Annotated in this window: 14 protein-coding genes and 8 pseudogenes; 14 read left to right on the top strand and 8 right to left on the bottom strand. The window is 52.8% G+C overall.

Features of this window, described 5'->3' with window-relative positions:
* Window positions 1–14: 14 nt before the first annotated feature.
* Window positions 15–804 (top strand): annotated as a pseudogene (locus JZM30_RS00170) (DeoR/GlpR family DNA-binding transcription regulator).
* 150 nt (window positions 805–954) lie between these two features.
* On the opposite strand, the gene JZM30_RS00165 reads toward JZM30_RS00170, so the two are convergent.
* Both JZM30_RS00165 and JZM30_RS00160 read right to left on the bottom strand, forming a co-directional pair.
* Window positions 955–1,470, bottom strand: coding sequence for a hypothetical protein (locus JZM30_RS00165; protein WP_252317162.1), 516 nt, complete (start codon window positions 1,468–1,470; stop codon window positions 955–957).
* Between the two features lie 110 nt (window positions 1,471–1,580).
* Window positions 1,581–1,898 carry a putative quinol monooxygenase gene (locus JZM30_RS00160; protein WP_252317161.1) on the bottom strand — a complete coding sequence of 106 codons (318 nt, stop codon included), beginning with the start codon at window positions 1,896–1,898 and terminating at the stop codon, window positions 1,581–1,583.
* Between the two features lie 84 nt (window positions 1,899–1,982).
* On the opposite strand from JZM30_RS00160, the gene JZM30_RS23440 reads away from it, so the two are divergent.
* Window positions 1,983–2,195: a HipA N-terminal domain-containing protein gene (locus JZM30_RS23440; protein ID WP_308167131.1), complete on the top strand. Its 213-nt coding sequence runs from the start codon at window positions 1,983–1,985 to the stop codon at window positions 2,193–2,195.
* A 78-nt stretch (window positions 2,196–2,273) separates the two neighbouring features.
* Here the strand turns inward: JZM30_RS23440 and rpmE are convergent, their stop codons facing one another.
* Window positions 2,274–2,489, bottom strand: a complete 216-nt coding sequence (rpmE, locus tag JZM30_RS00150; protein WP_252317160.1) for a 50S ribosomal protein L31 — start codon at window positions 2,487–2,489, stop codon at window positions 2,274–2,276.
* Window positions 2,490–2,831: 342 nt separating this feature from the next.
* Between rpmE and priA the strand changes: the two genes are divergently transcribed.
* From priA to rraA, 7 genes and pseudogenes are all read left to right on the top strand, one after another.
* Entirely contained in the window at window positions 2,832–5,027 is a 2,196-nt protein-coding gene (gene priA, locus JZM30_RS00145; protein ID WP_252317159.1) for a primosomal protein N', read from the top strand.
* A gap of 263 nt (window positions 5,028–5,290) precedes the next feature.
* A pseudogene (gene cytR / locus JZM30_RS00140) lies at window positions 5,291–6,301 on the top strand (DNA-binding transcriptional regulator CytR).
* A gap of 80 nt (window positions 6,302–6,381) precedes the next feature.
* Window positions 6,382–7,245 (top strand): cell division protein FtsN, encoded by an 864-nt coding sequence (gene ftsN, locus JZM30_RS00135; protein WP_252317158.1) that lies wholly within the window; start codon window positions 6,382–6,384, stop codon window positions 7,243–7,245.
* Between the two features lie 87 nt (window positions 7,246–7,332).
* Window positions 7,333–7,860: pseudogene (gene hslV / locus JZM30_RS00130) on the top strand (ATP-dependent protease subunit HslV).
* Between the two features lie 11 nt (window positions 7,861–7,871).
* Window positions 7,872–9,208: pseudogene (hslU, locus tag JZM30_RS00125) on the top strand (ATP-dependent protease ATPase subunit HslU).
* A gap of 158 nt (window positions 9,209–9,366) precedes the next feature.
* A pseudogene (locus JZM30_RS00120) lies at window positions 9,367–10,279 on the top strand (1,4-dihydroxy-2-naphthoate polyprenyltransferase).
* 107 nt (window positions 10,280–10,386) lie between these two features.
* A complete protein-coding gene (gene rraA, locus JZM30_RS00115; protein WP_252317157.1) occupies window positions 10,387–10,869 on the top strand; it encodes a ribonuclease E activity regulator RraA in 483 nt (160 codons plus the stop codon).
* Between the two features lie 65 nt (window positions 10,870–10,934).
* Here rraA and zapB read toward each other — a convergent pair whose 3' ends face one another.
* Window positions 10,935–11,174 (bottom strand): cell division protein ZapB, encoded by a 240-nt coding sequence (gene zapB / locus JZM30_RS00110; protein WP_252317156.1) that lies wholly within the window; start codon window positions 11,172–11,174, stop codon window positions 10,935–10,937.
* A gap of 528 nt (window positions 11,175–11,702) precedes the next feature.
* Between zapB and JZM30_RS00105 the strand changes: the two genes are divergently transcribed.
* On the top strand, window positions 11,703–12,542 hold the full coding sequence (locus tag JZM30_RS00105; protein ID WP_252317155.1) for an MIP/aquaporin family protein: 840 nt from the start codon (window positions 11,703–11,705) through the stop codon (window positions 12,540–12,542).
* Between the two features lie 53 nt (window positions 12,543–12,595).
* Window positions 12,596–14,104 carry a glycerol kinase GlpK gene (glpK, locus tag JZM30_RS00100; protein ID WP_252317154.1) on the top strand — a complete coding sequence of 503 codons (1,509 nt, stop codon included), beginning with the start codon at window positions 12,596–12,598 and terminating at the stop codon, window positions 14,102–14,104.
* A gap of 50 nt (window positions 14,105–14,154) precedes the next feature.
* Here glpK and JZM30_RS00095 read toward each other — a convergent pair.
* Window positions 14,155–14,682 (bottom strand): annotated as a pseudogene (locus JZM30_RS00095) (gluconokinase).
* Window positions 14,683–14,707: 25 nt separating this feature from the next.
* Window positions 14,708–15,472 (bottom strand): gluconate 5-dehydrogenase, encoded by a 765-nt coding sequence (gene idnO, locus JZM30_RS00090; RefSeq protein ID WP_252317153.1) that lies wholly within the window; start codon window positions 15,470–15,472, stop codon window positions 14,708–14,710.
* A gap of 429 nt (window positions 15,473–15,901) precedes the next feature.
* Here idnO and JZM30_RS00085 point away from each other — a divergent pair.
* The 3 genes and pseudogenes from JZM30_RS00085 to fpr all read left to right on the top strand — a co-directional run.
* A pseudogene (locus tag JZM30_RS00085) lies at window positions 15,902–16,759 on the top strand (LacI family DNA-binding transcriptional regulator); the annotation flags it as partial.
* Window positions 16,758–17,609 (top strand): annotated as a pseudogene (glpX, locus tag JZM30_RS00080) (class II fructose-bisphosphatase); the annotation flags it as partial. The pseudogenes JZM30_RS00085 and glpX, both read left to right, overlap by 2 nt.
* A gap of 140 nt (window positions 17,610–17,749) precedes the next feature.
* Complete coding sequence (fpr, locus tag JZM30_RS00075; protein ID WP_252317950.1) at window positions 17,750–18,496, top strand: ferredoxin--NADP(+) reductase; 747 nt, start codon at window positions 17,750–17,752, stop codon at window positions 18,494–18,496.
* Between the two features lie 75 nt (window positions 18,497–18,571).
* Here the strand turns inward: fpr and JZM30_RS24175 are convergent, their stop codons facing one another.
* Both JZM30_RS24175 and JZM30_RS00070 read right to left on the bottom strand, forming a co-directional pair.
* Entirely contained in the window at window positions 18,572–18,757 is a 186-nt protein-coding gene (locus JZM30_RS24175) for a helix-turn-helix domain-containing protein (RefSeq protein ID WP_368858829.1), read from the bottom strand.
* Window positions 18,735–19,271, bottom strand: a complete 537-nt coding sequence (locus JZM30_RS00070) for a Crp/Fnr family transcriptional regulator (RefSeq protein ID WP_252317152.1) — start codon at window positions 19,269–19,271, stop codon at window positions 18,735–18,737. The genes JZM30_RS24175 and JZM30_RS00070 overlap by 23 nt, the downstream gene beginning before the upstream one ends.
* Between the last annotated feature and the right edge of the window lie 77 nt (window positions 19,272–19,348).

Raw genomic sequence — 19,348 nt, 5'->3', positions numbered from 1 at the left:
TGAGAGGGATCCCCATGAGCTTTACCGAACTAACCGGTAATCCGCGCCACGACCGTTTGCTGGCACTGGTGGCCGAACGCGGTTACATGAACATTGATGAGTTGGCGCAACTGCTGGAGGTTTCCACGCAGACCGTCCGGCGTGACATTCGCAAACTGAGCGAGCAAGGATTGATTACCCGGCACCATGGCGGTGCCGGACGCGCATCCAGCGTGGTGAACACCGCGTTTGAACAGCGAGAAGTGTCTCTGACCGATGAGAAAAAGGCGATTGCCGATTATATTCCTGATGGCTCGACGATTTTTATCACCATTGGCACCACCGTAGAGCACGTAGCCAGTGCGCTACTGAACCATAACGAGCTGCGCATTATCAAGCCTGCGTGTCGCGCATATTCTGTATAAAAACCCGCGCCTTGAGGTGATGGTACCGGGCGGTACGCTGCGTTCCCACAACAGTGGCATTATCGGCCCGGCGGCCAACGCTTTTGTTCAAGGTTTTCGCGCCGATTATCTGGTGACCAGCGTCGGAGCGATCGAGAGCGACGGAACACTGCTGGAATTTGATGTCAATGAAGCCAGCGTGGCACAAAGCATGATGCGCCATTCGCGGCACATCTTGCTCGCGGCCGATCACACCAAGTATCACGCCTCGGCGGCGGTGGATATTGGCAATATTACTCAAGCCGCCGCGCTGTTTACTGATGAAATGCCGCCTGCGGCGTTGAAAGCGCGGCTCAAGGATAGCCAGGTGGAGGTTATTCTTTCGGGTGAGGAAGGAGAAGCTTCTGAGCCGAGGTTGTAGCCATCGCTTTGCGTATTCCCCGACATGGCTTCACTACAGTTGTCATATTAGCCGTTACATTCATCATGTGTAACGGCTAATGTTATGCCTGATACAGCATTCACTCACGGTTTGTGTTATTCAGCAGCGCAATTATGCAAATTGGATGCGCTAAATAATCATCGCGAGAATGATAAGGAAAAGAATCAAGATCGCGCTAGAGAAATAGATAAGATAGGTTCGTGTTTTTGTTAGTTCGTGCTGTAATGCTCTGAATTGTTTATCGTAATTAACAGCCCGACTCTCTTGCTGAGGGGATGTATCTTTTTCTGATAAGAAACGCTCAGCATGATTTGCAATGATGCTTCCCCCGGCCCCAGAGCATGAAAATATTGCCAGGTTTTTAAATATTTCCAGATTATCGATAACGCTCATCGGTAAGGTTTTAGCAAATTCTTCACTGGGTATGATTGCCTTTGGGACAAAAATACCAAAAAGAATACCGTACGATATCAAACTGACACCTTTTATAACCCTTTCTACTTTCCACTCAAGAATCGCAATCATAAAGCAGGTGAAGGTAATAATAAGGATGATGAAAATGAAATTGTAATTTTTATGAAACCAAGAAAGTAGCAATAGTATTGAAAACAATAAACCCAAATACACCATTAAATTACGGTTCAATTTAGCGCCTGCCCAAAAAATGTCGGTGTTGCACCACTCTTTTCTGGTTGTCAAACCATCAGTAAAAATCTTCTGTGGTGCTCTGTACCGGTTGTTAGCGTAATATCGATTTATCTTTTTGATAATAACTTATTATAGACTTCACCAAAACCACCCATCAATATATAGGCCGCATCCTTTCGCTTGTGCTGATCGATCATCGGCACCAGACGTTTGAAGTGTTCGCTGGCGCAGTGCTCATCCAGCGCCGCACGGTCCGGCCACTCTTCGATGAAGATGAATTGCCCGATGTCTTTTCCGTCGATATACAGATCGTAGGCAATGCACCGCGGCTCTTTCTTGGTGGCCTCAACAAACTCACGATATAGCGGGAGGACGGTTTCAATCGCCTCTGGCTTGATAAAATCTTCAGCAATTACTTTTAGCATTTAGGTTCTCGGTTTTTGAGGCTGAGGTGGGGAAAGTTCATCGTGGCGTTGGCGTCATATTGCAGATATACGCTATAGCAGGTAATTACGAGATTAACGTCTATAGCGTGTAGGCCTTGTTTTACCTGCTTCTCGATACCGCTACACCACCAGCCTTATCAAGGTGATGACGTTTATAATTTCTTCGACAATTTGTTGCCGGATAACCCGGATATCAGAAGGCGTATTGTGGTTAAGCATCACGCAGATTCTACCAGGCTGTTTGTTTGCAGGTTAAACTGGCGATGCGATTCTTAAAGGCAGGCAGGTCAAGGCGATTGATTACCGGGTGGGAATAGGCACCTGATGGGTGCCTTTATTGCTTTGCGCGGACGCTTATTTTTTGCTGCCCGGCACGCTGAAACGCTTGTTGAAGCGCTCAACACGGCCACCGGTGTCAACAACACGTTGTTTACCGGTATAGAACGGGTGGCATTCGCCACAAACGTCCAGGTTCAGATCGTGACCCACGGTAGAATAGGTTTTGATAACGTTACCGCAAGAACACGTTGCAGTAATCGCTACATAATTCGGGTGAATACCTTTTTTCATGGCAAACCTCTGTTAAGGCCGTGCCGCTATCCAGCCCTGTTTCGCCAGACACCACACGAAGTTAAGCACTGTAAGCACAGTACTGTACATTGACTCTCTACGAATCAGTATACGCTTCGCCATCGCGCCGGTCATTACACCACGCATAGCAAAGTCGTATAAAGGCGGCGAATCATACAGAAATTAGCCAGCCGATGCAATCAGGCAACACATTTTAGTCTGCAACCTGTACACTGGCGGCGCAAGCCCCCATGACGTCCGCGGAGCGGTAACACATCGTACCGTCGGGCTGCGCTGTGCAGAGAAAACAGCAGAGCGCCAGAGTTATCAGCCGGAGAAAGCATGTCCATCGTTCAGGTCGCATTGCCCGTGCCGCTGGCACGCACATTCGATTACCTGCTGCCCGCAGGCATGACGCCATTGCCTGGCGTGCGCGTCAGCGTGCCTTTTGGCAACCGCAAGGCAATTGGTATTGTCGTTGTATGCAGCGATCGCAGCGAACTTCCGGTAGAACAGCTCAAATCCATTCACGACGTGCTCGATGCGCAGCCTCTTTTCCCTGACAGCCTGTGGCGCATTCTTCTCTGGGCCGTGGGCTACTATCACTATCCTATAGGTGAGGTGCTGTTCCACGCTTTGCCTATTTTGCTGCGACAGGGCAAACCGGCCCATCGCGCTCCGCTCTGGCAATGGTTCGCCACCGAACAAGGTAAAGCCACACCGCTCGCCACGCTGGCGCGAGCCCGCAAACAGCAGCAGGCGCTGGCAGCCCTGATACAAGGTGCACTGTACCGCCATCAGGTGAATGAATCCGGTCTGACGGAGACCGCATTGCAGGCACTGCGCACCAAATGGTTGTGCGATCTCAAGGCCATCGACGCGGAGGTGCAAGACTGGCGTCATCAGCCCATCACCCATGATGAACGACTGCGCCTCAATACCGAGCAGGCGACCGCAGTGGGCGCTATTCGCAGCGAAGACAGCCATTTTACCGCCTGGCTACTGGCCGGGATCACTGGCTCCGGAAAAACCGAGGTGTACCTGAGCGCGCTGGAAAACGTGTTATCACAAGGCAAGCAGGCACTGGTGCTGGTGCCCGAGATCGGCTTGACGCCGCAGACCATTGCCCGTTTCCGCGCACGCTTCATCGCGCCAGTGGATGTGTTGCACTCGGGACTGAACGACAGCGAACGTCTGGCGGTTTGGCTGCGCGCACGCAGCGGAGAATCCGCGATTGTTATCGGCACCCGCTCTGCGCTGTTTACCCCGTTTGCTCGCCTGGGAATGATCATCATCGATGAAGAACACGACGGCTCATATAAACAGCACGAAGGATGGCGCTATCACGCGCGTGATTTGGTGGTGTTCCGCGCCAGAGAGGAAAATATTCCCATCGTGCTCGGCTCCGCCACGCCGGCGCTGGAAACGCTCTACAACGTGCAGAACGGCAAATACCGTCAGCTCACGCTACGCAAGCGTGCGGGCAATGCACAACCTGCGCGCCAGCATATCCTCGATGTCAAAGGATTACCGCTCACCAGCGGCCTGTCACAGCCGCTGATTACCCGCATTCGCCACCATTTGGAACACAACAATCAGGTCATCCTGTTTCTTAATCGCCGGGGTTTTTCGCCGGTGGTGATGTGCCACGAATGCGGTTGGATCGCGGAATGCCAGCGCTGCGAGCACTATTACACCTATCACCAGCAGCAGCGTCAGCTCCGTTGCCACCATTGTGACAGCCAGCGTCCGGTGCCGCAGCAGTGTCCGCACTGCGGTTCAACGCATCTGGTGCCAGTTGGTTTGGGCACCGAGCAGTTGGAGGAATCGCTGACCTCCCTGTTCACCGATGTGCCAATTACCCGTATCGATCGCGACACCACCAGCCGCAAAGGCATGCTGGAACAGCAACTGGCGCAAGTGCGTCAAGGAGATGCGCGCATTCTTATCGGAACGCAGATGCTGGCAAAAGGACACCATTTCCCGGATGTCACGCTGGTGGCGCTGCTGGATGCCGATAGCTCGCTGTTTTCTGCCGATTTTCGTGCAACAGAACGTTTTGCCCAGCTCTATACGCAGGTTTCCGGACGTGCCGGACGCGCCGGGAAGAGCGGCGAAGTGGTGCTGCAAACCCATCACCCCGACCATCCGTTACTGCAATTGCTGCTACAAAAGGGCTACGACGCCTTCGCCAGTCAGACGCTGAAAGAACGCCAGAGCGTGTTTCTGCCCCCCTACACCAGCCACATTCTGTTCCGCGCCGACGATCACGATAATCAGCATGCGCCGCTTTTCCTCCAGCAACTGCGCAACCTGCTGGAAAGCAGCCCGCTCAAGGATGACGCGCTCTGGCTGCTCGGCCCGGTTCCTGCACTGCAGCCCAAACGCGCCGGGCGCTTTCGCTGGCAATTGCTGTTGCAGCACCCTTCCCGCGCCACGCTTCAGCGTATCGTTAAAGCCTCACTGCCGCTTATCCCGCTACTGCCCGAAGCGCGAAAAGTGAAATGGGTGTTGGATGTCGACCCCACCGATAACTGATCGCCGTCGTTAACGCACCACGAAAAAATGCGAACGGTGCCGAAAAAACGACATCCGTCACATCTTTTATGCAATCTGAGCAGCAAAACTTGCGCGCCATCTGTTAAGCGTAGGCAGAGAAACAGTATCCTTAGCAAAATGGGTGGTATAAGCCTGTCGGGCAAAAAAATCGGGCGGCGAGCGTGCCGCCGTCCTGTTCGCCAATCGCATACGATGCAAGGAGAACCGCGTTGGACTATAAAAATGACACCACGCCGGCGACGATGAAAGACGTGGCAGAGGTCGCGGGTGTATCGACGGCCACGGTCTCCCGAACGTTAATGAACCCGGAGAAGGTCTCGAGCCAAACGCGTAAGCGGGTTGAACAAGCCGTGCTCACCGTGGGTTACGCGCCGCATGCGCTTGCCCGTCACGTAAAACGCAGCGAGTCGCGCACGCTGCTAGCGATTGTGCCAGATATTTGCGATCCCTTTTTTACCGATGTCCTGCGTGGTATCGAAGAAACCGCCGCAAAACAAGGTTATCTGGTACTGATTGGCGATTGCGCTCACCAGCATCACAAAGAAAAGTCCTTCGTGGATTTGATTATCACCAAGCAGATTGATGGCATGTTGCTGCTCGGGGCCAATCTGCCGTTTAGCGCCAGCAAAGAGGAGCGGCGCAACCTGCCGCCGATGGTGATGGTCAACGAGTTCTCACCCGATCTGGAATTGCCGACGGTGCACATCGATAATCTCATCGCCGCCTTTGATGCCGTTTATTCTCTGCACCGGCTCGGACATCGCCGTATTGCCTGTATCGCGGGTCCCGAAAACATGCATCTGAGCGAATACAGCTTGCAAGGGTATATTCAGGCGCTGCGCCGCAGCGGCATTCAAGTGGATAATCAGTATATCTATCGCGGCAGCTTCAGTTATGAAACCGGCGTGAACGGGCTGATGATGCTGATGAAGCACCCGGCACCGCCCAGCGCCATATTTTGCCACAGCGACATGATGGCGATGGGGGTACTCTCTCAAGCGAAAAAAATGAAGCTGGATGTTCCCAAAGACCTGTCGCTGGTGGGTTTTGATGATATCGAGCATGCACAATACCGTTTCCCAGCACTCACTACCGTCGCCCAACCCCGCTATGAATTGGGGTGTGAATCCATGCATCTGCTATTGGAACAATTGTAGGGCCATCCGGTGCCCAGCGGTTCACGGTTACTCAACAGCAAACTGGTTATTCGTGACAGCACGGCCACACCAAATTACGCTCGTTATCTGGTTTAAGAATTCCGGTGCTGGTCAAAGTTTTTAGGGTTCAGTAACATGCTCCCTAAATCTTTCATTTCATTTGTAGCGAAACGACAGTGGCACAACGAGATTACGTCAGTCGTGGGCGCTCAGGCGCACGACGAAAAAAGACAACCAGTCGAAGATGTGGCTCTTCGTCGGGCGTCTCTAAGCTCATGATAATGCTGGCCGTTGCCGTTCTGGTGACCTTCGCGGGCGGACTCTATTTTATCGCCAACAACAAGCCTGCTGAGTCGCCCGTGCTACCGCGCAGCGCCACCAACAACGGCAATGGTCTGCCACCGAAGCCGGAAGAGCGCTGGCGTTATATTAAAGAACTGGAGAATCGTCAGTTGGGTGTTCCTGAGCCAACGGCACCCAATTCCGGTGGAGAAATCAAATCACCGGCCCAACTCACGCAAGAACAACGCCAACTGCTAGAACAGATGCAGGCGGATATGCGCCGTGCGCCGACGCAGCTGTCAGAAGTGCCTTATAACGATCAAACGCCGGTGCCCCGCTCCCAGGTCACCATCACCGCACCTAAAACCGTGGTGGTACCGCCGGTAGCAACCACGTCGACGGTGAAGCAGCCGCCCGTGAGTACACGTGCGCCCGTCACAGCCCCCGCGACACAGCCAGCTACACCTAAGCAGGAAACGCCAAAACAGGTGGAAATTGCGAAGCAGCCGGAAACACCCAAACCAGAAAAAGCACAGCGCTGGATGGTACAGTGTGGTTCGTTTAAAACGCTGGAACCGGCAGAATCAGTGCGCGCACAGTTGGCTTTCGCCGGTATCGAAAGTCGCATCGCCAGCAGTGGCGGCTGGAATCGCATCACTTTAGGGCCGTATAAAGATCGCGCCACCGCCGACAAAATGTTATCGCGCCTGAAAGACGCTGGCGCAGCAAACTGCATTCCTCTCGCTGCCGGGGGTTGAAAACTCCTAAGCGCTCCCCCATCTACAACATTAATATGCCCCACAGCAATGTGGGGTTCTTTTTCCTTATCTAGCGGGGATCGACGCGTGACAACTATAGTAAGTGTACGTCGCAACGGTCACGTGGTGATTGGCGGCGACGGCCAAGCAACATTGGGAAACACGGTCATGAAGGGCAACGTGCGCAAAGTAGTCGCCTGTACAACGACAACGTGATCGCGGGCTTTGCGGGCGGCACCGCTGACGCCTTTACGCTGTTCGAGCTGTTTGAACGCAAGCTGGAACTGCATCAAGGCCACCTGGTCAAGGCCGCCGTGGAATTGGCAAAAGACTGGCGCACCGACCGTATGCTACGCCGTCTGGAGGCACTGCTGGCCGTCGCAGACGAAAACGCGTCGCTTATCATCACCGGTAACGGCGATGTGATTCAACCGGAAAACGATTTGATTGCTATCGGTTCTGGCGGCCCGTATGCGCAAGCCGCAGCCAGAGCGCTGCTGGAGAACACCGAGCTCAGCGCGCGAGATTGTTGAAAAGTCGCTGGGTATCGCAGGCGATATCTGCATCTACACCAATCCGTTCCACACGATTGAAGAATTAGCCTCCAAGGCGTAAGGAATGACATCATGTCTGAAATGACCACGCGCGAAATCGTTAGCGAGCTCGACAGCTACATCATCGGTCAGCACAAGGCCAAACGTGCGGTGGCAATCGCATTGCGTAACCGCTGGCGCCGTATGCAGCTTTCCGACGCGTTACGCCATGAAGTGACCCCCAAGAACATCCTGATGATCGGGCCGACCGGCGCCGGTAAAACTGAGATTGCCCGTCGTCTGGCCAAACTGGCCAACGCCCCGTTTATCAAAGTGGAAGCCACTAAATTCACTGAAGTCGGCTATGTTGGTAAAGAAGTGGACTCCATCATCAGCGATCTGACGGATGCGGCCATCAAAATGATGCGCCAGCAATCGCTGGAAAAAAAACCGCTTCCGCGCTGAAGAGATGGCCGAAGAACGCATTCTGGATGCGTTGATTCCCCCGGCAAAAAATAACTGGGGTCAGCCGGAAGAGCCGCAAGAACCATCTGCGGCGCGTCAGGCCTTCCGCAAAAAATTGCGTGAAGGGCAGTTAGATGACAAAGAAATTGAAATCAATCTGGCAGCAACCCCGATGGGCGTTGAAATCATGGCCCCTCCTGGCATGGAAGAGATGACCAATCAGTTGCAGTCCATGTTCCAGAATCTGGCGGGTCAAAAGCAGAAAGCGCACAAGATGAAAATCAAAGATGCCTTCAAGCTGCTGGTTGAAGAAGAAGCCCCAAACTGGTAAACCAAGAAGAGCTGAAACAGCAGGCTATCGAGTCCGTTGAGCAACATGGTATCGTGTTTATCGATGAGATCGATAAAATCTGCAAACGCGGGGGAAACCTCCGGCCCGGACGTCTCTCGTGAAGGGGTACAGCGCGTCTGCTGCCGCTGGCGGAAGGCTGTACGGTCTCCACCAAACACGGCATGGTGAAAACCGATCACATCCTGTTTATCGCCTCCGGTGCGTTCCAGGTCTCCAGCCCGTCGGATCTGATCCCCGAGCTGCAAGGGCGTTTACCTATCCGCGTTGAGCTGCAAGCGCTGACCACGGAAGATTTCGAACGCATCCTGACGGAGCCAAGCGCATCACTGACGGAACAGTACAAAGCGTTGCTGGCGACGGAAGGCGTGGATATCGTCTTCACGACAGACGGCATTCGCCTGATTGCCGAAGCAGCCTGGCAGGTCAACGAGCGCACCGAGAACATCGGCGCACGTCGTCTGCACACTGTTTTGGAGCGTTTGATCGAAGAGAAGAGATCTCTTACTATGCCAGCGAAATGAGCGGCCAAACTGTTACCGTGGACGCAGAATACGTGCGTAGTCATCTTGACGAGCTCGTAGCAGATGAAGATCTGAGCCGTTTTATCTTATAATCCCTACAATTCGGATTGTCCTGTTGCGCAAACGCTCTGTTTGGCAAATGATGGGAGGCTGATGCCTCCCATTTGCGTTTCTGGCCAGCGCTCATGGACTGGACTTCTCATTAACACATGCATGCGACAGACATTGCATTGAAAAAACGAAACGTATCATGACCTTATCAACCCAAAGCAGCAAAACCAAAGCCTGGCTGGACAGCTTGCGTCCGAAAACGCTTCCATTGGCGTTTGCGTCCATTGTGACGGGCTCCGCCATCGCTAGTTGGCACAACAATTTTAAACCGGGTATCGCTCTGCTGGCGCTACTGACCACCGAACTGCTGCAAATCCTCTCCAATCTGGCGAACGATTACGGTGATGCGGTAAAAGGCAGTGATACCGAAACCCGTATCGGGCCTTTGCGCGGCATCCAAACTGGCGTTATCTCGCTGTCGCAGTTGCGCATGGCGCTGATCGTCAACGTGGTGCTAACCATCGTGTCCGGGCTGTCGCTGGTCATCATGGCGTGCGAAAAACCGTCGGATATCATCGGCTTTCTGATCCTCTGGGTGCTGGCGATGGTCGCCGCCATTACCTATACCGTGGGCAACAAACCCTACGGTTATATGGGACTGGGGACATATCCGTCATGATTTTCTTTGGCTGGCTCAGCGTCGCAGGTTCCTATTACCTGCAAACCGGTCATTTTGACAGCATCGTTATGCTGCCCGCCACCGCCTGTGGCCTGCTCGCTACTGCGGTGCTGAACATCAACAATTTGCGCGATATCGACAACGATCGTCTCAGTGGTAAAAACACGCTGGCCGTTCGCCTCGGAGCGCAGCGTGCCCGGTGCTACCATTCCCTGCTGTTGCTGACCGCGCCGCTGTGCCTGGCCCTGTTTGCCATGTTTTATCTGCACACGCTGGCTGGCTGTTTATCCTGACCCTGCCGCTACTGCTCAAGCAGGCAGCCTATGTGCGCCGTGAAATCAGTCCGTTCAGCATGCGCCCCATGTTGGAAAAAACCGCCAAGGGCGCGCTGCTGACCAATTTGCTGTTTGCTGTGGGTGTGATGCTCAGCTAAGCGGCGAGTATTTAATGATACGCATCAAGTTAACATTTGATGATTTTGCCAACACTTGCCTTTAAGGGATATACTCAGGATCCCGGCGGCAAACTGACGTAAATCCTATGAAATACGATACTTCCGAGCTGTGCGATATCTATCACGAAGAGGCGAACGTTGTTGAACCTCTGTTTTCCAACTTTGGAGGACGCACTTCCTTTGGTGGCAAAATCACCACGGTGAAATGCTTTGAGGATAACGGCATCCTCTACGATGTGCTGGAAGAGAGCGGCGTAGGTCGTGTACTTCTGGTGGATGGCGGCGGTTCTGTGCGTCGTGCGTTAATCGATGCTGAACTCCCGTCTGGCGACACAAAACGCCTGGGAAGGCATCGTGGTCTACGGTGCGGTGCGTCAAGTGGACGATCTGGAAGAGTTGGATATCGGCTTCAGGCCATGGCCGCTATTCCGGTGGGTGCCGCCAGCGAAGGAGTTGGCGAAAGCGATATCCGCGTCAATTTCGGCGGTGTGACCTTCTTCTCCGGCGATCATCTGTATGCCGACAATACCGGCATTATCCTGTCGGAAGATCCACTGGATATCGAATAGTTCGGCAGTAACATATTGATAAAAAAGGGCGCACTGCGCCATTTTTTGACTTTTGCATTTCTCGCTTAGACTTCTTCCATCTTGCCCAACAGCGCGCGCAGGCGTTCCTGCCAGACAACCTGTTCTTCTTTCAAGTGTTCGTTTTCACGCACCAGCATTTCACGGGACTCAGCGGCCTGTTGCACTTCCTGGCTCAACTGACCGTTCTTTTCCTTCAGCTCTTCGATTTCCATTTGCAATAATGTAATGGTATCAATCGCTTGCTGAGCTTTGGCTTCCAGTTTCTCAAACACTTCAAATGACATTCTTCAACCCCTTTTAATCGCAAGGCACCAATGAGGCGTACTATCTCCCCTTCCCATGCCAATCCCGCTTCACATACGCTTGCTATCACGCTTGCGTTGAGGGTGGCACTCCACCAGCACGTCTCTTTCGTTCAGTGTATCGGTAAATTGTATGGGGCTGTCAGGGCGCTGTCTAGCAGCCATCCACTCTGATGGCAGTCTTGATCGTTTTTTTAACCGCAACAATCAGTGCAAACTGAAATTACGTACTTGCTTGCGTAATAATTTGCACGCTACCCTTCTGACCACTCGCGCTCATGTTAACAACGTTAACGCCGTCATTAACATGAAACGGGCGTAAGTAACCGTACAGCAGCGCTTTGATAGGCGAATACGCTCATTTTTATGACGAACAACACACATTTTGATTTCGATACTTCTCGTTTTCGAATATTAACGATAAATTCACATCGTCCACACATTTATACAGGGTCGCTCTATGTCAGCGGCCTGAACATTACTCTGTAGCCCCGTAAACAGGAAACCATTATGAGTCAATCGAGAGTGCCAACCTTAAAAGGCCAATGTATCGCCGAGTTTCTCGGCACCGGTCTGCTAATCTTCTTTGGAGTGGGTTGCGTGGCAGCATTAAAACTTGCCGGTGCCAGCTTCGGTCAATGGGAAATCAGCGCCGTCTGGGGTTTAGGCGTCGCCATGGCGGTCTACCTGACTGCTGCTATTTCCGGTGCCCACCTTAACCCGGCAGTTACCATCGCCCTGTGGCTGTTTGCATGCTTCGACGCGCGCAAGGTGATTCCTTACATCATTGCGCAGGTAGCTGGTGCCTTCTGCGCCGCCGCGTTGGTGTACGGTCTTTATCACAATTTGTTCGCAGATTTTGAACAGACTCACAACATCGTGCGCGGTAGTGTGGAAAGTTTAAATCTGGCGGGCACGTTCTCGACATATCCGCACCCGCAGATTTCCGTATTCCAGGCCTTTGTGGTGGAAATGGTCATCACCGCCGTACTGATGTGTTTGATTCTAGCGCTCACCGACGATGGCAACGGCGTGCCACGCGGTCCGTTAGCGCCGCTGCTGATCGGTATCCTGATCGCAGTAATTGGTGCCTCCATGGGTCCGTTGACTGGGTTTGCGTTAAACCCCGCACGTGACTTCGGTCCGAAGCTGTTTGCCTATCTGGCAGACTGGGGACAAGTGGCCTTCACCGGCGCGCGTGATATTCCGTATTTCCTCGTGCCGATTTTCGGACCAATCATTGGGGCATGCCTGGGCGCTTTCGGCTACCGCGCCCTGATTGGCCGTAATTTGCCTTGCGATGTCTGCGAAGTAGAAGACAAAGAAACGCAGCGCACTGAAGCACGCTAAGCGACGCCCACGGCATACGCTTTTTTACCCGCTACACAACAGGATTAGAACCTATGACACCGGAAAAAAAATACATTGTCGCGCTGGATCAGGGTACTACCAGCTCCCGCGCCGTCATACTCGATCATGATGCCAACATCATAGCCATCTCTCAGCGCGAATTCACCCAGATTTACCCCAAAGCAGGCTGGGTTGAACACGACCCAATGGAAATCTGGGCAACGCAAAGCACCACGCTGGTTGAAGTGCTGGCCAAAGCCGATATCAGCTCTGATGAAGTCGCCGGTATCGGTATCACCAACCAGCGTGAAACCACGGTGGTGTGGGAAAAAGAGACGGACAAACCGGTTTACAACGCTATCGTATGGCAGTGCCGCCGTACCGCTGATATTTGTGAAACCCTGAAAAAACAAGGCCTGGAAGATTATATCCGTACCAACACCGGTCTGGTGGTTGACCCTTACTTCTCCGGCACCAAGGTGAAGTGGATTCTGGACAACGTGGAAGGGGCTCAAGAGCGCGCCAAACGTGGCGAACTGCTGTTCGGCACGATTGATACCTGGCTGATTTGGAAAATGACACAAGGCCGCGTACACGTCACCGATTACACCAACGCCTCGCGTACCATGCTGTTCAACATCAAGACGCTGGACTGGGACGACCGCATGCTGGAAGCGCTGGATATTCCACGCGTTATGCTGCCACAAGTGCGTCCTTCTTCCGAAGTCTACGGTCAAACCAACATCGGCGGTAAAGGCGGCACGCGTATTCCTATCGCCGGTATCGCAGGCGACCAGCAAGCAGCGCTTTACGGCCAGCTTTGCGTTCAGCCGGGTATGGCGAAAAACACCTACGGTACTGGTTGCTTCCTGCTGATGAACACCGGTAAAGAGCCGGTAAAATCCCAGCATGGCCTGCTGACCACCATCGCCTGTGGCCCGCGTGGCGAAGTGAACTATGCGCTGGAAGGTTCCGTGTTCGTGGGTGGAGCCTCTATTCAATGGCTGCGTGATGAGCTGAAACTGATCGATGAATCCATGGACTCCGAATACTTCGCCACCAAGGTGAAAGATTCCAACGGCGTCTACGTGGTTCCTGCCTTTACCGGGCTGGGCGCACCGTACTGGGACCCGTATGCCCGTGGTGCCATCTTCGGCCTGACGCGCGGCGTAAACTCCAACCACATCATCCGCGCTACGCTGGAATCCATTGCGTATCAAACGCGTGACGTACTGGATGCCATGCAGGCGGATTCAGGCACACGTCTGCAATCACTGCGCGTTGACGGCGGTGCGGTTGCCAACAACTTCCTGATGCAGTTCCAGTCAGATATCCTCGGCACCCGCGTAGAACGCCCTGAAGTGCGCGAATCTACCGCACTGGGTGCTGCGTTCCTGGCAGGTCTGGCTACCGGGTTCTGGAATGATTTGGATGAAGTGAAGAGCAAGGCAACGATTGAACGTGAATTCCGCCCCAGCATTGAAACCGTGGAGCGTAACTATCGTCACAGCGGCTGGAAGAAAGCCGTGGCACGTGCTCAAGCGTGGGAAGATCACGAATAATTCCCGTAGGGAAAACCGCAAGGGCGCAGCGATAGCTGCGCCCTTTTTTATTAACCGGCAACGGGTAATCGCTCAGGCGTCAGCGCATTGATGCAGCGCTGTACCACACCGTCGACGGGTACAGCGATATCTATCGCCACCACATCCGGTTCGTCCGCCTGTGGCGTTTTCAGTGCCATAAACTGACTTTTCAGCAAACTTTCCGGCATGAAATGGCCTTTACGCTGCTGCATACGCGCTAGCACCAGCGCGTAATCTCCCGTCAGCCAGAGAAAGGTAATACCGTGATTTTACTTCCTCAGCCGATCGCGGTAGCGTTTTTTCAGCGATGGACAGACCAGAACGCCTGTCTCATTCTTTTGTTGCAGGCTGAAGATCACATCGTTCAACCGCTCAAGCCAAGGTTCACGGTCATCATCATTCAGCGCCAGCCCCTGTGACATCTTGAGAATATTGTAACGCGGGTGCAGATCGCCACCATCAATGAACTTGGCCCCTAACCGCTGTACCAACTGCGCACCCACGCTCGATTTTCCCGTGCTGGATACGCCCATGATCACCACGCATTGTCCTGCCATAACGGCTCCTTGTTACACCGCGTGCTTAAACGGCGACCAGCATGCCGCCATCAACAAACAACAGATGTCCGTTAACAAAATCAGATGCCCGTGAGGAGAGATAAACCGCCGCGCCGATCAGCTCTTCCGGGTTACCCCAGCGCGCCGCGGACGTACGTTTACCCAGCCATTGGGTAAAGGCTTCATCCTCGACCAGCGCTTTGGTCATGTCGGTTTTGAAATAACCCGGCGCAATGCCATTGACCTGAATGTTATAACGCGCAAGTTCAACGCACATACCATGCGTCAGAATTTTCACCGCCCCTTTAGAGGCGGCATAGGGGGTAATGGTGTCCCGCCCAAGCTCACTCTGCATTGAGCAGATATTAATAATCTTGCCGCGTTGCCGTTTCACCATAAAGCGAGATACCGCCTGAGAAACCAGAAACACGGATTTCTGATTGACGTCGATCACCGCATCCCATTCATTTTCAGGAAACTCAGTGAAAGGGTGACGGCGTTGGATGCCGGCATTATTTATCAGCACGTCAATTGCGCCAATATTTTCTTCAATATCAGCAATGGCGTTATTAACCGCCTGACCGTTGGTCACATCAAAGGCGCAGGCATCAGCCACAAACCCAGCATCACGTAATTGGCTGGCAGCATGTTGGGCACGATCGTCAGTAATATCGTTTATAATAATATCAGCACCTTGCTCGGCTAAACCTTGCGCCAACAGAAAACCAATACCCTGCGCTGAACCCGTAATAAGGACTTTTTTATTTGTTAACGAAAAAAGATCTTTCATTATTCTTTCCCGATAAATAATAGAACGGCTTGTCCTATTGATAGCGATAAGAAACTCAAAGCCCGCTGAAAAGAAGGCTCAATAAGTGATCGTGTGGGGCGTCGCTGTCGTAATAATAACCGCGGCGCAAATAACATCGCCAATGCCAGACGCCCTATTATCAAACCGGTTTATTGCTAGTAAAACTGTGAGAGAGATCACTCAATATCATGTTACGAAAGGAGGTTACTTTTTACGTGATCCTTCGCGCGTATTTTTACTGAAATATCGGCTACCGTTCGTCCCCCTCACGCTAACACCCGAAAAACACTTATTATTTTTGCGCTCACAGCCATGTTACGAGAGGTATTCCAGTAACGCGCTTTCCTTTTCCCGGAGCGGCAGTGCATAATCCTCGTTTTGAATCAGGCGACACTTGGGCTTTCCTGCATGAAGAACCAGCGCGTTACGTTACAGGACATCGCACAATTATCAGGCGTCACCAAGATGACCGTCAGTCGTTATCTGCGCACGCCGGATAAAGTGTCGCCTGAAACCGCGCAGCGCATCGCTCAGGTGATGGCGGAAGTGAATTACACCCCCGATGAGCGTAAAGAGGCGACACAAGCGCCCGCCCCGCGCATCGGCATTCTGGTACCATCGTTTAATAACCAGATTTTCTCCGATCTGTTGGCCGGGATTGAATCGGTTACCGCGCTGAACGGCTACCAAACACTGGTGGTCAATTACAACTACGATAAAACGCGGGAAGAAGAGCAGATCGTTAACCTGCTGTCTTGTAACATTGCTGGCTTAATTCTTACCGACTCCGAACACACGCTGCGCGCCAACAAATACCTCGATTCCGCCAATATTCCCGTCGCTCAAGTGATGGATCTGGAGCCGTTGCCAGGCCGCATTGTGGTCGGGTTCAACAATACGCAGGCCGCCTATGATATGACGGTGGCGATGCTGGCCAGCGGTAAACGCCACGTGCTCTACTTTGGTTCCATGTCCGACGTGCGCGACCGCAAGCGCTATCAAGGCTATAGCCGCGCCATGCAGGAAGCGGGACTGGAACCTATGCAAATTTCGCCCAACAAGGTCTCTTCTGTGTCGATTGGTGCTGATATGCTGGCACTGATACGCCAGATGTATCCACAGGTAGATGCCATCTTCTGTACCAATGACGATATCGCCGTTGGGGTATTGCAAGAGTGCCTGCGCCTGTCGCTTAACATACCGGGTCACATCGCGATTTCCGGTTTCCACGGCTTGGATATTGGGCAAGCCACGACACCCGCCATTGATCGGTGAAGGCGAAATCGACGAAGCCCCCATGCTTTACATCGGTGAGCAAGTCGGCACCGGCGTGGGTGATGCGGTGGATATCGCCGTCGATCCCATTGAAGGCACACGAATGACGGCGATGGGGCAAGCCAATGCGCTTGCCGTACTGGCCGTCGGTGAAAAAGATACCTTTCTGCACGCGCCCGACATGTACATGGAAAAGCTGATCGTCGGCCCTCAGGCCAAAGGTGCTATCAATCTGGCACTGCCACTGGCGGATAATCTGCGCAACATCGCCATCAAAATTGGCAAACCGTTACAGCAGCTTACGGTGATCACACTGGCGAAACCGCGCCACTATGGGGTGATTGCCGAGATGCAACAACTGGGCGTGAAAGTGTTTGCTATTCCCGACGGTGATGTCGCGGCCTCAATTCTGACCTGTATGCCTGACAGCGAAGTCGATGTGCTGTATGGCATAGGCGGCGCGCCGGAAGGGGTGATTTCCGCTGCGGTGATCCGTGCGCTGGATGGCGATATGCAAGGTCGCCTGCTGGCTCGTCACCAGGTTAAAGGGGACAGTGAGGAAAACCGCCGTTTGGGCGAGCGCGAGCTGGAACGTTGTGCAGAAATGGGGATCGAAGCCGGACGTGTACTCACTCTGAGCGATATGGCGCGTAATGACAACGTGATCTTCTCGGCTACCGGCATCACCAAAGGCGACCTGTTGGAAGGGATTGTCCGTCGGGGTAACATCGCCACCACCGAAACCCTGCTGATTCGCGGCAAATCACGCACCATCCGGCGTATTCGTTCAACACATTATCTCGATCGCAAAGATCCCGCGTTGCATGACTTCCTGCTGTAATAGCATGAATGCACAACGTCTATTGTATTGATTGCTTCACTGTTGTTAAAAAATCGCGTATCGTAAAGGCCCTCTCCCCTGACGCACCGTTTTGTGAGGGGATGGCCTGAGTGGCCGAAAAACATCAGGAGCACAGCACTATGGCAGAGTGGGTAACCGGTAACGTTATTCAGGTAACAAATTGGACGGACAGCCTTTTCAGCATTCAGGTTCAGGCGCCGATTGCCGCGTTCACTGCGGGCCAGTACGCCAAACTGGGATTGGAAATTGGCGGCGAACGCATTCAACGCGCCTATTCCTACGTGAATGCCCCCAGTAATCCCATTCTTGAGTTTTATCTGGTCACGGTGCCGGACGGCAAGTCCAGCCCGCATTTGCATGCTCTGCAATCCGGAATGCCACTGGAAATCACCAAAGAGGCGGCAGGTTTCTTTGTACTGGAAGAAATCCCTGACTGCGACACGCTGTGGATGCTCGCGACCGGCACCGCTATCGGCCCTTATCTGTCGATTTTAGAGGAAGGGAAAGATCTGGAGCGTTTCAAGCACATCGTATTGGTGCACGCGGCGCGTTTTGCCAATGACCTTAGCTACTTACCCAAGATGCAGCAGCTACAGCAGCGTTACGGCGATAAACTGCGGATACAAACGGTCATCAGCCGGGAAACACAGGTAGGCTTCCTGACAGGACGCGTTCCGGCGCTTATCAGCAGCGGGGCGTTGGAGAAGGCGGTCGGGTTGCCACTAAATGCGCAAACCAGCCATGTGATGCTGTGCGGTAACCCGCAAATGGCGCGCGATACCCAGCAATGCCTGAAAGAACAACGGGAGATGACCAAGCACCTGCGTCGCCGTCCGGGGCATATTACCAGTGAGCATTATTGGTGAGAAGATTCGGTGTGGCTGGCTTACAACCATCTGCCAGTATAGGCAACGCGGTGTTTTTTACGCGGTAATGAAAGGTTATTTTTCAGAAAAATAACTAAGCCAGTCATACACATCATCAAACAGCTGATGATGGACAATGATCGTTTTATTTTCCCGACATATCAGCCCTTCACTTTGCCAATGTGCCAGTATTCTGGAAATGGTGACGCGAGTCACGTTGATGATCTGGCCATATTCCTCATGGGTCAACGTCAGCGGCACAGTATACCAGTCTGTTTTTAGGCTCAATTCCACCTTCCAGTAACATACTTTTAAGTAAAATTTTAAGGCGTTGTGTGGGTTCACAACTGGTGTTGGTGATTACCGCCTCCAAGCTGCTCTCCTGCTTGGCCACAACGTGACGGCATATTTTTATCGCCAGTTCAGCATCCTGCCGCATGGCATCCAGTAAAATATCGGGTGGTACCACCAGAATATCCGCATCGCGGATCACAATGGTGGTGACATTAACATGCTGCTTGGTAATACAAGTAATATCTCCCATCGTGCGTTCTGGCAGCACCAGTGAGAATGACATCGGATTATTTTCGACATAGTTGGCATAATACATACAGAGCCCATTAACCAAATAGAATAACCGCTGCGACTCCCCACGACCCTTGATGATGGTGCCTTTCTTATAATGATCCAGAGTTCCATGTCGTTGATATAATTCGCGAAGTTCAACAATATCTTTCGGGTATATCCAGGGCATTTGGTGGAAAATGTGTCTCATTATTATTTCCCTGTTTTATGGAATGATATAAGCACATCAAAATATAATTCATTGTAAAAGAAAGCGATTAATCAACA

This window comes from Candidatus Symbiopectobacterium endolongispinus (assembly GCF_018777385.1).
GTDB classification, from domain to species: Bacteria; Pseudomonadota; Gammaproteobacteria; order Enterobacterales; family Enterobacteriaceae; genus Symbiopectobacterium; species Symbiopectobacterium endolongispinus.
This window is presented reverse-complemented; position numbering and strand designations above follow the sequence as displayed.